Source organism: Pseudoalteromonas sp. (assembly GCF_036960685.1).
Lineage (GTDB): Bacteria > Pseudomonadota > Gammaproteobacteria > Enterobacterales > Alteromonadaceae > Pseudoalteromonas.
In genome coordinates, this window is sequence record NZ_JBALXK010000002.1 from 40,751 (window position 1) to 53,670 (window position 12,920).

A 12,920-nucleotide genomic window follows, 5' to 3' on the forward strand; every position below is an offset into this window, starting at 1 on the left:
AGCATAGACGAAACAAATTGAATTGGCGAGAGAGGGACTGGAAAGTTAACTATACAAAAATATAAAACATATACAATCATATAGTTAACAACTTAGGTAAGATTTTTTAACGCTAATTTAAATAATATTATCTGTTAATTGCAGCGGAATTACGGTTAATAACGCTCGCTGACCTAAAGCAACATCTGCATTGGGAAATATAATTGCCTCTCCCTCTACATCGGCGTAATAATGTGTTTCGCCATCCGTTGCGAGTAACTCTCCCTTACTAAAGCCCGTAAAATTCTCTGCATCATCAGCAAAAGGAAAAGAAAAATTTTGTGCTGTACGATTAATTGAACGATGCACAGAGAATAACTCAAAGTCACTTGCATTAAATTCTTTGTATGAAACTTCTTTTTGGCTAATTAATGCAGTAAGCGTGTCGCGCGTTTTAGCAAAGCGGCTCATGTCATTTTCACCAAATGGCTTTACTTGGCCAAGCTCCACAGTAAAAGAGTCTGCATTATGGATGAATGATGAATAATAACTAAATGTTGTTGCCGCAGATTTCATCATCAAAACTGTATTTACACCACAGCTCAATAAAAATTGCAGCTGTGATTTTTTCCATGGTTTACCGTGTAAAAATGGATAAACAGCAAATTTGTCATTTTTAGAGCCACGAATAGCAGTATGTAAATCATAATGACAACGCGCACGCTCTGCTCCGCCTCGAGTAAAAAAGTCACTTACATAATCTTCTAACTTTTTAGCACGATGGCGTTCATTGTTCATTGCAATGCCGTCTACGCTATGGTGGCCGTTAAACAAGCGGTTCAGGTTTTCTGTGACAAATCGTTTACCGATATTAATCGACTGCGGGTTACCAAAAATAAACAGTACGCGCTGCGCCAACTGTAATTGACCAAGCAGAACTTGTTTAATTAATTGATCGCAAATCTCGATAGGTGCGGTTTCATTACCATGGATGGCACTGGATAGCACAATATCTTTGCTGCTGTGCACTTGTGGTTGAAACTCTATAACGCCAGTATCATGAACATTTACTTTTGTACCGTTGGCTAACATAAACTCACTGGCATCTAAGTGCCATTCGTTAGCACGACTGAGGGTTAAAAAGTCACCAGTTTGTTTTAACTCATTGATATAATTTGTTGTGGCTGACATTGAATCGCCTTTTTGTGTGGAGTAAATACAAAAACGGCTGATCAAGTCAGCCGTTTCTTTAACACTTTGATGATTAGCTGATCACTGAATCAACTAATTTTTTCGCTTCTTTTTCAAGTAATGCTAAATGCTCTGCACCTTTGAAAGACTCAAGGTAGATTTTATAAATATCTTCAGTCCCTGATGGACGCGCTGCAAACCAGCCATTTTCAGTGACCACTTTTAAGCCACCAATTGCTGCGTTATTACCTGGTGCATGAGTAAGCTTTTGTAAAATTGGCTCACCGGCTAACGTATCAGCAGTAACGTCTTTGGCACTAAGGGCTTTTAGGCGATCTTTTTGAGCAGCACTTGCTGGCGCATCGATACGTTTATATAAAGGCGCGCCAAATTCTTGTTCAAGCTCTTTATAAAGTGCGGAAGGTGTTTTACCTGTCACAGCTAGAATTTCAGCTGCTAATAAGCCCATAATAAAGCCGTCTTTATCGGTATTCCACACGGTTCCGTCAAAACGCAGGAATGAGGCCCCTGCACTTTCTTCTCCGCCAAACGCAAGCGTTCCCGTGCTCAAGCCTTCAACAAACCATTTGAAGCCAACAGGCACTTCTTGTACTTGCCGTTTATTGCGCGCAACAACGCGGTCAATCATCGCACTTGATACCAGCGTTTTTCCGATTTGTACGTCAGCAGACCAATTACGATGATTTAATAAGTAATCAATAGCAACAGCTAAAAAGTGATTCGGGTTCATTAAACCATCAGGAGTAACAATACCGTGACGGTCATAATCGGGGTCGTTACCAATGCCAAGATCAAAATCATCTTTTAGGGCAATGAGATTTGCCATTGCATAGGGAGACGAGCAATCCATACGGATTTTACCGTCTTTATCAAGCGGCATAAATGCAAAACGCGGATCAACTTGTTCATTTACGACTGTTAAGTCTAAATTGAATTTCTTTGCAATAACGGGCCAAAAGTTGATTCCTGAGCCACCCAGTGGATCAATACCAATTTTAATATTTGCTTTACTAATAGCCGCAACATCAACCACATTAATTAAGTCTTCAATGTATGGGGTCATTAAATCTTGGTATTTAATAAAACCAGAACGTGATGCTTTAGCAAACGGAAACAACTCAACTTCAACTAAATCTTCAAGTAGTAATTGATTTGCTCTATCTTCTATCCATTTAGTTACATCGGTATCAGCTGGGCCGCCATTAGGTGGGTTATATTTAAAGCCGCCGTCTTCTGGTGGATTATGCGAAGGAGTAACAACAATACCGTCCGCTAATTCATGCGGATGCAATTTGTTATGACAAACAACGGCGTGGCTAATTACAGGTGTTGGTGTAAAGTCATCATTTTCTTGAGTGATCACTTGTACTTCGTTTGCAACTAAAACTTCAATCGCTGAGTTATAGGCAGCTTCACTTAAGGCATGAGTATCTTTGCCTAAATAAAGCGGACCAAAAATATTATTTTGTTTACGGTAGTCACAAATTGCTTGGGTAATGGCGAGAATATGTGATTCATTGAATTTCACATCATACGAACAACCTCGATGTCCTGAGGTACCAAAGGCAACACAATGTTCAGGATTTTGTTCTAAATCAGGCTCATTTAAGTAATAAGCCGACACTAATTTTGGTACATTTACTAAATCTGATTGTGTTGCAAGTTTCCCTGCACCGGAATGAATCGCCATTACACTTCCTTTATAAGTAGTCTCGAATTTTTTCAGCTTGTTCAGCGCTATAGCCTAAGCCAAGCGCCACTTCATGCAACATCATTTTCTTACGGGTGGTGTTTGAATTAGTCATTACCCAATATTCACTGTCAGTGATATTTTTTGGATTCATACTACTACCACTGTTAACGAGTGCTTCTTTACTAGTCGCAAAGTAAACACGATCACGACCTTGCACATCCAGTACTGCTGAAAAATCAGTTTTATGTGTTCTGTGTAAAGCAGAGAGGATAAACAAAAAGCGGCCAACCACCCCTTTTTGCATCGCTAACTCTTCTTTATTGAGTATATTAAAAACATTCGCATGCTGTTGTGTCAATTGTGTGACTGGGGCTGGCTTTTTATCCTCAACATCTAATGTCGTTTCAGATGACTGAGCAGTTGCAACAGCCGCATCTTTGCTCGCTGGCATATCAGCAAGCACTGGTTTTTCTGGCACGACTAAATCATTCTCGTCGTGAATATTTAACAAACGACGTAAAATAGTTGAAGCGCTTTCGCCTATACTTTGTGTATTACTTGCAATGTATTGATATAACTCGTCGTCTATGTCAATTTTTTTCATGTTATTCCTGTCGTTACGGGTCACATTCTTTTTTCTCACTTGATTATACCCAAAGCTGATTTAATTCTCTATGTTTTGCAATTTGTTATTTCACTAGGCAAACTAGGCACACTTTTTTAGAGATATTTTGGAAACTGTGATGCTGTTAAATTACAAACAACTAGGCCAAGGGCCAGATGTAATTTTGATCCATGGCTTATTTGGTTCACTGGAAAATTTAAATGTTATCGCTAACTCATTAGCAGAAAATTTTACAGTAACCAATATTGATTTACGTAACCATGGCCGTTCACCACACAGCGAAATAATGGATTACCCTGTAATGGCGGATGATGTGCTAAATTTGATGGTGCATTTAAATATAAGCAAAGCACACATAGTTGGTCATTCAATGGGTGGCAAAGTAGCCATGCAAATTGCGCATTCAAGCCCTGAATTAGTTAACAAACTAGTTGTTTTAGATATCGCACCGGTGGCGTACCAAAGTCGACACGATGATATTATTGCGGCTTTAAAACTCGTTGAACAGCACGCAGTTAATGACCGTAAACAAGCTGACCAATTGATGCAGCAGCTTATTCCTGAGCTTGGTGTACGTCAGTTTTTATTAAAAAGTTATGCTAAAAATGACCAAGGCCAATTACAATGGCGCTTTAATTTAGCGGCACTGAGTGAAAAATATAGTAATATCCTAACAAATATTAAAGCAAATGATTCTTGTTTATGCGATACTTTATTTATCAAAGGGAACGATTCTGACTATATATTGCCTGAATACCGCGGTGCAATAATGGCGCAATTTAGTAATGCAAAAGCAAAAATTATTCATGGAGCTGGTCACTGGTTACATGCACAGAAACCACAAGCCGTGAATAAGTCTATCAATGATTTTTTAATGGCTTGATAAAGCCAAATTTAATCATGTATTTTTGACTAAGCGCACTAAATTATTGCGATTTTATATGCTATAGTACGCGCCGTTTAATTTAAAGGTTATACGTTGATGGTCAGTCAGTTAATTAACGAATTTGATACCCTTGGGTTGTATTTTGGCTTAGCCGGTGTGTTCTTTTTTATTGGTATGGCTATTCAAGACGTACTTAAAAGAGGTAATGTACCTAAGTTTGGCCGCTATATAGTATGGCTTGTGCTATTTTTAGGGTGTTCTGGTTTTATCGCTAAAGGGCTTATTCAAGTGTTTTGGCAAGGTGCGGGTGTGGGTTAACCATGGCTAAGTCTGAAACAGATAGAACAACACTCGATTTATTTGAATACGAAAAACGCCCCGGCAGACCAAAAACGAATCCCCTTCCGAGGGAGGTTCAGTTAAAGGTAAATAAACGTAATCAAATAAAAAGAGATAAAGCACGTGGTTTAAAACGTGTCGAATTTAAAGTTTCATCGCAGTTGTATCAAGCGTTAAGCGATATGGCCGATGCACAAAATATTAGCCGTAGTGCGCTGATTGAAACTATTTTACAAGAAAGATTGGCTATTGATAGATAAAAGGTTTTAAATCCATGGCAAGTGTAGGTATTTTTTTCGGAAGTGACACAGGTAACACAGAGCACGTAGCTAAAATGATCCAAAAAGAATTGGGTAAAAAGCTTGTTGCTGTGCACGATATTGCTAAAAGCTCTAAAGAAGAGATCGCTGAATTTGATTTGATCTTATTTGGTATCCCTACTTGGTATTATGGCGAAGCGCAATGTGATTGGGATGACTTTTTCCCTGAATTAGAAGAAGTTGATTTTGATGGCAAACTGGTTGCTATCTTTGGCTGTGGCGATCAAGAAGATTATGCTGAATATTTCCTTGATGCGATGGGTATGATCAACGACATCGTTACCGAGCGCGGCGCAATTGTTGTGGGTCACTGGCCAACAGAAAGCTACGACTTTGAAGCATCTAAAGGCATGGCTGATGACAACCATTTTGTTGGTTTAGGTATTGACGAAGACCGTCAACCAGAGCTGACTGAACAACGTGTAAAAGCATGGTCTGCACAAGTTTATGAAGAAATGTGCTTAAGCGAACTTGCTGATTAAATACACTTTATTGCTAGTAATTGGATAAAATAGTGACGTTCGATTTACTATTTCACTTTTTATAAGTAATTCTAGCAATTGATCTTTGCACTTAATGACTAGGCGCGTTATTCTTATCTTTGCTAATGTGTCGTGTACATCTTTGTAAGGTGTCTAGTATAACCAAATATAATTGAGACAGATTTAATGACTGATCATAACTTGGAATTAAAAAAAGCCGGCTTAAAAGTAACTCTGCCGCGTATTAAAATTTTAGAGATTTTACAATCTCCAGATAACCAACACATCAGCGCTGAAGATGTTTATAAAATTCTTTTGGACCTAGGTGAAGAGATTGGTCTAGCTACAGTGTACCGCGTACTTAACCAATTTGATGATGCTGGTATTGTTAGCCGTCATCATTTTGAAGGTGGTAAATCAGTGTTTGAACTTTCAGGTAGCACACACCATGACCACCTTGTTTGTTTAAAATGCGGTAAAGTAGTTGAATTTGAAGATGAGATGATTGAACGTCGTCAAGTTGAAATTTCAGAAGAAAATGGTATCAAATTAACCAATCACTCGCTTTACTTGTATGGTGAGTGTACTGACACTGCTGCATGTAAAGCATTTGCTGATAGCCAATAATTTCGTTTTATTTCTTCGCTAAAATGAAATAAAAAAACCTGCTTTATGCAGGTTTTTTTGTGTCTGTTGCTTTTATCCCCGCGCCTTCAGTGAAGGGATAATACCAATCGTGTTAAGTCGATTGGTATAACAGACTATTGCTGTGTTTTAGTCCATGAGTCGCGTAAACCAACGGTTTGGTTAAACACTACTTTTTCAGACTTAGTATCACGGCTAAAATAACCAGTACGTTCAAATTGAAACCCTTGTGCCGGTGCTGAATTAGCAAGTGCAGGCTCAAGTTTCGCGTTGCTTAGTACAACAAGTGAATCTGGATTTAACGTTGACGAAAACTCTTCCGCGGCAGCTGGATTTGGTACGTTAAATAGACGATCATATAAACGCACTTCAGCAGTAATTGACTCACTCGCTGAAACCCAATGGATAACGCCCTTCACTTTTCGACCATCACTTGGATTTTTACCCAAAGTCTCTGGATCATAACTACAGAAGATTGTTGTGATCTCACCATTTTCGTCTTTTTCAACACGATCCGCTTTAATAACATAAGCACCACGTAAACGTACTTCTTTATCAAGCACTAAACGTTTAAACTTGTTATTAGCTTCTTCTTTGAAATCTTCACGTTCAATATAAATTTCACGGGTGAACGGTACATCACGACGACCCATGCTTTCATCATTCGGGTGGTTTGCAACCGATAATGTTTCAACTGTCTGGGCATCATAGTTTTCAATGATCACTTTAACAGGATCTAGCACAGCCATCGCACGTGGTGCATGTTCGTTTAAGTCTTCACGGATACACGCTTCAAGCATGCCCATCTCAACCATGTTTTCTTGTTTGGTTACACCGATACGAGCACAAAACTCTCGGATTGATGCTGGTGTATAACCACGACGACGTAAACCCGCAATCGTTGGCATACGTGGATCATCCCAACCTTCAACATGGCCATTGACCACTAAGTCGTTCAACTTTCGCTTAGACATAATTGTGTATTCAAGGTTTAAACGTGAAAACTCAATTTGTTGTGGATGACATTCAAGGCTGATGTTATCTAATACCCAATCGTATAAACGGCGGTTATCTTGAAACTCAAGTGTACACAATGAATGGGTAATGCCTTCTAGCGCATCTGAGATACAGTGGGTGAAGTCATACATTGGGTAGATGCACCATTTATCACCGGTCTGATGATGGTGTGCAAATCGAACACGATAAATAATAGGATCGCGCAGCACCATAAATGAGCTGGCCATATCTATTTTAGCACGCAGTACACACTCACCTTCTTTAAATTCACCCGCACGCATTTTTTCAAATAGTGCTAAGTTTTCTGAAGGACTGGTATCACGTGTTGGACTATTTTTACCTGGCTCTTTTAACGTGCCGCGATATTCACGCGCTTGATCAGCCGTTAAAAAGCAAACATAGGCTAAGCCTTTATTGATAAGCTCTACCGCATAGTCATACAAAGTATCAAAATAATTTGACGAATACTTTATTTCACCATCCCAGTTGAAACCTAACCACTGAACATCTTCTTTGATTGAATTAACGTAGTTAATATCTTCTTTTTCAGGGTTAGTATCATCAAAACGTAAATTACATTGGCCACTGTAGTCTTGCGCTATACCAAAATTTAAACAAATTGATTTAGCATGACCAATATGTAAAAAACCATTTGGCTCAGGTGGAAAACGAGTATGTGTTGACGCATGTTTACCTGATGCTAAATCTTCATCAATACGGGTTCTTATAAAGTTACTTGGGCGATTCTCAATTTCCGCCATAGGAGTACAATCCTCACAATAGTGCATGGTGACAAAACTAAGTCATTATTACAAAAACAAACCTTAACATACAGCAATAGATGCCAGTTTATTAAAGATATTAATTTATTATACTCAAGTGCAAAATTTAACTTGCTCATATACATAAAAACTCTGTGTTAACGCAATAAAACATTCATAGAATCCACTTATAGTGCCAACCAATGTAATTTAGTAAATAAGGGAAGATAATGGCATCAAGTAAGCAACATCGCGTTTATATCGCAAGTAATGCACGAGCAAATCACTACTTACTGGTAGAATTTAAACCAAGTGATGAGTTTTACTTGCAATTTAATGATTATATTAATTGTTATAACCGTATAGCCCGTGAACTTTTCTCATTTTGTGATGAATATGAGCTTCATAATGTGCAGATTTTGGCAAATGATAAATTACCTGTGGTTCGCTATCATGATGAGCCCTACTGTTTGCAAACACCAAAGCAAATGCTGTTTTTTTACAACCCTAAATACCATGAAAGCCACAGCCTTTATGCTGACAGTAATAATCGATGCGACAAAATCCGCTTTTTATTTTTAGCAACTGGGGATGATTTACGCAGTAATGCCGCACATTTTCATAGCCGAGTACAAAAAGCAATTTCATCGCTGCAAGAACATTTACTCAGTGGCGAAGCACAGCTGAAAATTCGTGATCATCAACATTTAACCTATGATTTATTTGCTAAGGCAAAAGGTAATAAAGAAAGTTACGGCTATAAATTACGCAGTATCTACCCACGTTATCAATCACGTCATTGTCAATTGCCTGAGCAATATAACGATATGACCTATGTAACGTTTTCTATCCCTGTAACGCGAGAAATAAAAACCCAGTTCCAAGCGATGCTCAATGATAAACACTACGATCAATTCTATTGTTATTTATTTGATGCGTTTCAACGTGCTTGTATCAATCGAGATATTACGCGTGGTGCGATGATCGCGGATGATAGTCGACCTATCGTTCGAAACAGCATGATAGACAAAGTAGCTAGCAACAGTGAACTTCATAAACTGACATTTAACTGTGATGATCACGCTGTACAAATGGAGTATGCTTGGCAAGGTGACAAACTTGTCGATATGATTCATTTTGTCATTGCTGCAGGCAAAATAGATGAACATGATATGGGATTTGGTAAGTTCATGAATAACGTTCACAGCGCTATCAATAAAGTGACTGATGAGTTAGCTTTCAACCCAACCCGCCAAGAACTATTGGTGCGTTTCTTCCAGCACATAAACTATCAATACTAAAGCAATAAAAGGTGACACTCAGTGTCACCTTTAGATTAACGATTTTTTGTTAATTTAGTTAAATCTAAGCGTAACACTTTTGAGCGTCGTTCATAATTGTAGAGCGCTTTTTTCTTCGCGGGTAAATCATCCACTGTGGCAGACTCGAAACTTTGCTCTAAAAACCAATGGATGCTGCGTGTTGTCAAAGCAAATAATGCACTGTAACCAACACTTTTAGCTTTATTAATAATAAAGCGTAATAAATAACTTCCTCTATCAGCATCGCGATATTGTGGGTGCACAGCCAAGCTCGCAAACTCCCCAACTTGCTCTTCTTCATATGGATACAGGGCTGCACAGGCGATGATCAACCCATCACGCTCTATCACTGTGAATTGTTCAATTTCTATTTCTAATTGCTCTCTTGAGCGGCGCACTAAATAACCTTGCTCTTCAAGCGGTCTAAGTAAATTAATAATACCAGTAATGTCAGAAATTGTTGCGCTGCGCAGTTGCTCAGAACTTTGTGGCGCAATTTGAGTGCCAATCCCATCTAAAGAAAATAGCTCTTGTAGTAAGGCGCCATCTTCTTTATAGCTAACTAAATGACAGCGATGCACACCGCCACGACAAGCATCAATAGCGGCTTGTAAGAAAACGGGCGCACTTGAGCATGAAGAAGTATGCGTTTTATAATGCGTTAATAGTCGCTCTGCTTCATTTGGCATGAGCTCTGCAATGGCTTCGCCATTTTCATCTAAAATACCGGCATCTTGACTAAAACCTAGCATTTTATCTGCTTTTAATTTAAGCGCGACTTGCGTAGCTATTTCTTCTGCTGTTAAGTTAAAACTTTCACCCGTTACCGATGCAGCGATGGGCCCTAATAATACAATGCTGTTGTTATTTAGCTGATGACGGATGCCATCCACGTCGATACGTCTAACGCGGCCGGAATGATGGTGGTCAATCCCCTCGTCTACGCCTAACGGTTGAGCAATAACAAAGTTGCCACTGACCACATTTAAAAATGAGCCGGACATAGGGGTACTGCTCAATGACGTGGACAAACGCGCAGTTATATCAAACTGCATAGCACCGGCAACTTTTTTTATGACATCAAATGTCGCGTTATCAGTAACTCTAATAGCATTATGAAAGTGACTAGTTATGCCAACATCATCTAAGGCAGCATTAAATTGTGGTCGCGCACCAAAGACTAAAACTATCTTTATACCAAGACTCGTTAGCAAAGCAACATCGTTAATAATACTGCGACAACCTGGTTGGTCAATCGCTTCACCACCAAGCATTACAACGAAAGTTTTACCTCTATGGGCATTAACATAAGGAGTAGACTGGCGAAAACCGTCTACCAACTCTGTGGTACGCACGTCATTATTACCTTTTAGAATTCGAATATTTTTAAGAAATACGAATGAACAATGCACCAGTTTAAAGAATTTAAATTCACAAATAAAGCATTATTATTCGCACATGCAAATAAAATACTAAATTGCCATACTAGGAAATTGAGAAACAAAAAAGGCCCGCATTAGCGAGCCTTTTTAAAAAGAAAGAACTGCTTACCAGCCTGTTTTCTCTTTAAGTGCTTTACCGATATCAGCTAGTGAACGTACAGTTTTTACGCCCGCAGCTTCTAATGCAGCAAATTTCTCATCAGCAGTACCTTTACCACCAGCGATGATTGCGCCAGCGTGACCCATACGCTTACCTTCTGGTGCAGTAACACCAGCAATGTAAGAAACAACAGGTTTAGTAACGTTTGCTTTGATGTACTCTGCAGCTTCTTCTTCTGCAGTACCACCGATTTCACCAATCATTACGATTGCTTCAGTTTGTGGATCTTTTTCGAACATTTCTAGAACGTCGATAAAGTTAGTACCAGGAATTGGGTCGCCACCAATACCAACACACGTAGACTGACCAAAACCAGCATCTGTAGTTTGTTTAACTGCTTCGTACGTTAAAGTACCAGAGCGTGAAACAATACCTACTTTACCAGGCTTGTGGATGTGACCAGGCATGATACCAATCTTAGTCTCACCAGGAGTGATAACACCTGGGCAGTTAGGACCGATCATGCGAGTACCCGTTGCGTCAAGCTTAACTTTAACGTCAACCATATCAAGCGTTGGGATACCTTCAGTGATACAAACGATTAGCTCAATGCCAGCATCGATTGCTTCTAGGATTGCATCTTTACAAAAAGGTGCAGGTACGTAGATAACTGATGCAGTCGCGCCAGTTGCTTCTACAGCATCACGTACAGTGTTAAATACTGGAAGACCAAGGTGCGTTTGACCGCCTTTACCTGGGCTTACACCACCAACCATTTGTGTACCGTACTCAAGCGCTTGCTCAGAGTGGAAAGTACCTTGGCCACCAGTGAAACCTTGACAGATAACTTTTGTATCTTTATTGATTAATACAGACATTATTTGCCCTCCGCAGCAGCAACAACTTTTTCAGCCGCGTCTGTTAGTGATTCAGCAGCAATGATATCTAGACCAGAGTTCTTAAGAACTTCACGACCTAGTTCAGCGTTAGTACCTTCTAAACGTACAACTACTGGTACGTTTACGCCAACTTCTTTAACTGCACCAATGATGCCTTCAGCGATCATGTCACAACGAACGATACCACCAAAGATGTTAACTAAAACAGCTTTAACGTTGTCATCTGAAAGAATGATTTTGAATGCTTCAGATACACGCTCTTTAGTCGCGCCGCCACCAACATCTAAGAAGTTAGCTGGCTTGCCACCATGTAGGTTTACGATGTCCATTGTACCCATTGCTAGGCCGGCACCATTAACCATACAACCAACGTTACCGTCTAATGCAACGTAGTTAAGCTCAAAGCTTGCTGCATGTGCTTCACGTGCATCTTCTTGAGATGGATCGTGGAAATCACGCATTTTAGGTTGACGGTAAAGTGCATTACCATCAATACCGATTTTGCCGTCAAGACAGTGAAGGTTACCTTCGTCTGTGATTACAAGCGGGTTGATTTCTAAAAGTGCGAAATCGAAATCAGTGAACATTTTACCAAGACCCATGAAGATCTGTACGAACTGTTTCATTTGCACTGGGTTAAGACCCAATTTGAAACCTAGTTCACGTGCTTGGTAAGCTTGAGGACCAACTAACGGGTCGATCTCAGCTTTGTGGATAAGCTCTGGTGTTTCTTCAGCAACAGTTTCAATTTCAACACCGCCTTCAGTAGACGCCATGAAAACAACTTTGCGAGATGCACGGTCAACAACTGCACCTAGGTACAATTCGTTGGCGATATCAGTACAGCTTTCAACTAAAATTTTAGCTACTGGCTGACCATTCTCGTCTGTTTGGTAAGTAACTAGGTTTTTACCTAACCAGTTAGCTGCAAACGCTTTAACTTCGTCGATAGTTTTAACTAGCTTTACACCGCCAGCTTTACCACGTCCACCTGCGTGAACCTGAGTTTTAACAACCCACATATCACCGCCGATTTTCTCAGCAGCTGCTGCAGCTTCTTCAGGTGTATCGCACGCGAAACCTTGAGAAACTGGTAAACCATATTCGGCAAAAAGTTGTTTTGCCTGATACTCATGCAAATTCATGATGCTTTATCCAATTTTTTATACTAAAAGAGCTGACTATTTCGATTAACAGA

Annotated in this window: 13 protein-coding genes; 6 read left to right on the forward strand and 7 right to left on the reverse strand. The window is 39.6% G+C overall.

Translation table 11 applies throughout. The features are described from left to right. Positions 1–117: 117 nt before the first annotated feature. From astE to seqA, 3 genes are all read right to left on the reverse strand, one after another. Positions 118–1,170 (reverse strand): succinylglutamate desuccinylase, encoded by a 1,053-nt coding sequence (astE, locus tag V7783_RS02345; protein ID WP_335677367.1) that lies wholly within the window; start codon positions 1,168–1,170, stop codon positions 118–120. A 73-nt stretch (positions 1,171–1,243) separates the two neighbouring features. Then, positions 1,244–2,881: a phosphoglucomutase (alpha-D-glucose-1,6-bisphosphate-dependent) gene (gene pgm / locus V7783_RS02350; protein WP_335677368.1), complete on the reverse strand. Its 1,638-nt coding sequence runs from the start codon at positions 2,879–2,881 to the stop codon at positions 1,244–1,246. Between the two features lie 10 nt (positions 2,882–2,891). Next, entirely contained in the window at positions 2,892–3,488 is a 597-nt protein-coding gene (seqA, locus tag V7783_RS02355; protein WP_335677369.1) for a replication initiation negative regulator SeqA, read from the reverse strand. 139 nt (positions 3,489–3,627) lie between these two features. Between seqA and V7783_RS02360 the strand changes: the two genes are divergently transcribed. The 5 genes from V7783_RS02360 (at position 3,628) to fur (ending at position 6,163) form a co-directional block, all read left to right on the forward strand. Continuing rightward, positions 3,628–4,392, forward strand: a complete 765-nt coding sequence (locus V7783_RS02360; RefSeq protein WP_335677370.1) for an alpha/beta fold hydrolase — start codon at positions 3,628–3,630, stop codon at positions 4,390–4,392. Between the two features lie 99 nt (positions 4,393–4,491). Then, positions 4,492–4,713, forward strand: a complete 222-nt coding sequence (locus tag V7783_RS02365) for a DUF2788 domain-containing protein (RefSeq protein ID WP_064666161.1) — start codon at positions 4,492–4,494, stop codon at positions 4,711–4,713. Positions 4,714–4,715: 2 nt separating this feature from the next. Continuing rightward, the gene (ybfE, locus tag V7783_RS02370) at positions 4,716–4,994 is read left to right on the forward strand and encodes a LexA regulated protein (RefSeq protein ID WP_016709654.1); all 279 of its coding nucleotides are present in this window, start codon (positions 4,716–4,718) and stop codon (positions 4,992–4,994) included. Positions 4,995–5,008: 14 nt separating this feature from the next. Further along, on the forward strand, positions 5,009–5,536 hold the full coding sequence (gene fldA / locus V7783_RS02375) for a flavodoxin FldA (protein WP_335677371.1): 528 nt from the start codon (positions 5,009–5,011) through the stop codon (positions 5,534–5,536). A gap of 186 nt (positions 5,537–5,722) precedes the next feature. Next, complete coding sequence (gene fur / locus V7783_RS02380; protein WP_192540984.1) at positions 5,723–6,163, forward strand: ferric iron uptake transcriptional regulator; 441 nt, start codon at positions 5,723–5,725, stop codon at positions 6,161–6,163. Between the two features lie 134 nt (positions 6,164–6,297). Here fur and glnS read toward each other — a convergent pair whose 3' ends face one another. After that, on the reverse strand, positions 6,298–7,959 hold the full coding sequence (glnS, locus tag V7783_RS02385; RefSeq protein ID WP_335677372.1) for a glutamine--tRNA ligase: 1,662 nt from the start codon (positions 7,957–7,959) through the stop codon (positions 6,298–6,300). Positions 7,960–8,189: 230 nt separating this feature from the next. On the opposite strand from glnS, the gene V7783_RS02390 reads away from it, so the two are divergent. Next, a complete protein-coding gene (locus tag V7783_RS02390) occupies positions 8,190–9,260 on the forward strand; it encodes a DUF3083 family protein (protein ID WP_335677373.1) in 1,071 nt (356 codons plus the stop codon). 35 nt (positions 9,261–9,295) lie between these two features. Here V7783_RS02390 and argA read toward each other — a convergent pair whose 3' ends face one another. The 3 genes from argA to sucC all read right to left on the reverse strand — a co-directional run bounded on the left by argA (position 9,296) and on the right by sucC (position 12,867). After that, positions 9,296–10,636: an amino-acid N-acetyltransferase gene (gene argA, locus V7783_RS02395; protein ID WP_335677374.1), complete on the reverse strand. Its 1,341-nt coding sequence runs from the start codon at positions 10,634–10,636 to the stop codon at positions 9,296–9,298. A gap of 192 nt (positions 10,637–10,828) precedes the next feature. Next, complete coding sequence (gene sucD, locus V7783_RS02400; RefSeq protein WP_335677375.1) at positions 10,829–11,701, reverse strand: succinate--CoA ligase subunit alpha; 873 nt, start codon at positions 11,699–11,701, stop codon at positions 10,829–10,831. Further along, the gene (gene sucC, locus V7783_RS02405) at positions 11,701–12,867 is read right to left on the reverse strand and encodes an ADP-forming succinate--CoA ligase subunit beta (RefSeq protein WP_145233868.1); all 1,167 of its coding nucleotides are present in this window, start codon (positions 12,865–12,867) and stop codon (positions 11,701–11,703) included. The genes sucD and sucC overlap by 1 nt, the downstream gene beginning before the upstream one ends. Positions 12,868–12,920 lie beyond the last annotated feature (53 nt).

Coding starts and splice junctions, on each gene's coding strand:
- astE (WP_335677367.1), bottom strand. CDS start 1,170: ATGTCAGCCACAACAAATTATATCAATGAGTTAAAACAAACTGGTGAC.
- pgm (WP_335677368.1), bottom strand. CDS start 2,881: ATGGCGATTCATTCCGGTGCAGGGAAACTTGCAACACAATCAGATTTA.
- seqA (WP_335677369.1), bottom strand. CDS start 3,488: ATGAAAAAAATTGACATAGACGACGAGTTATATCAATACATTGCAAGT.
- V7783_RS02360 (WP_335677370.1), top strand. CDS start 3,628: ATGCTGTTAAATTACAAACAACTAGGCCAAGGGCCAGATGTAATTTTG.
- V7783_RS02365 (WP_064666161.1), top strand. CDS start 4,492: ATGGTCAGTCAGTTAATTAACGAATTTGATACCCTTGGGTTGTATTTT.
- ybfE (WP_016709654.1), top strand. CDS start 4,716: ATGGCTAAGTCTGAAACAGATAGAACAACACTCGATTTATTTGAATAC.
- fldA (WP_335677371.1), top strand. CDS start 5,009: ATGGCAAGTGTAGGTATTTTTTTCGGAAGTGACACAGGTAACACAGAG.
- fur (WP_192540984.1), top strand. CDS start 5,723: ATGACTGATCATAACTTGGAATTAAAAAAAGCCGGCTTAAAAGTAACT.
- glnS (WP_335677372.1), bottom strand. CDS start 7,959: ATGGCGGAAATTGAGAATCGCCCAAGTAACTTTATAAGAACCCGTATT.
- V7783_RS02390 (WP_335677373.1), top strand. CDS start 8,190: ATGGCATCAAGTAAGCAACATCGCGTTTATATCGCAAGTAATGCACGA.
- sucD (WP_335677375.1), bottom strand. CDS start 11,701: ATGTCTGTATTAATCAATAAAGATACAAAAGTTATCTGTCAAGGTTTC.
- sucC (WP_145233868.1), bottom strand. CDS start 12,867: ATGAATTTGCATGAGTATCAGGCAAAACAACTTTTTGCCGAATATGGT.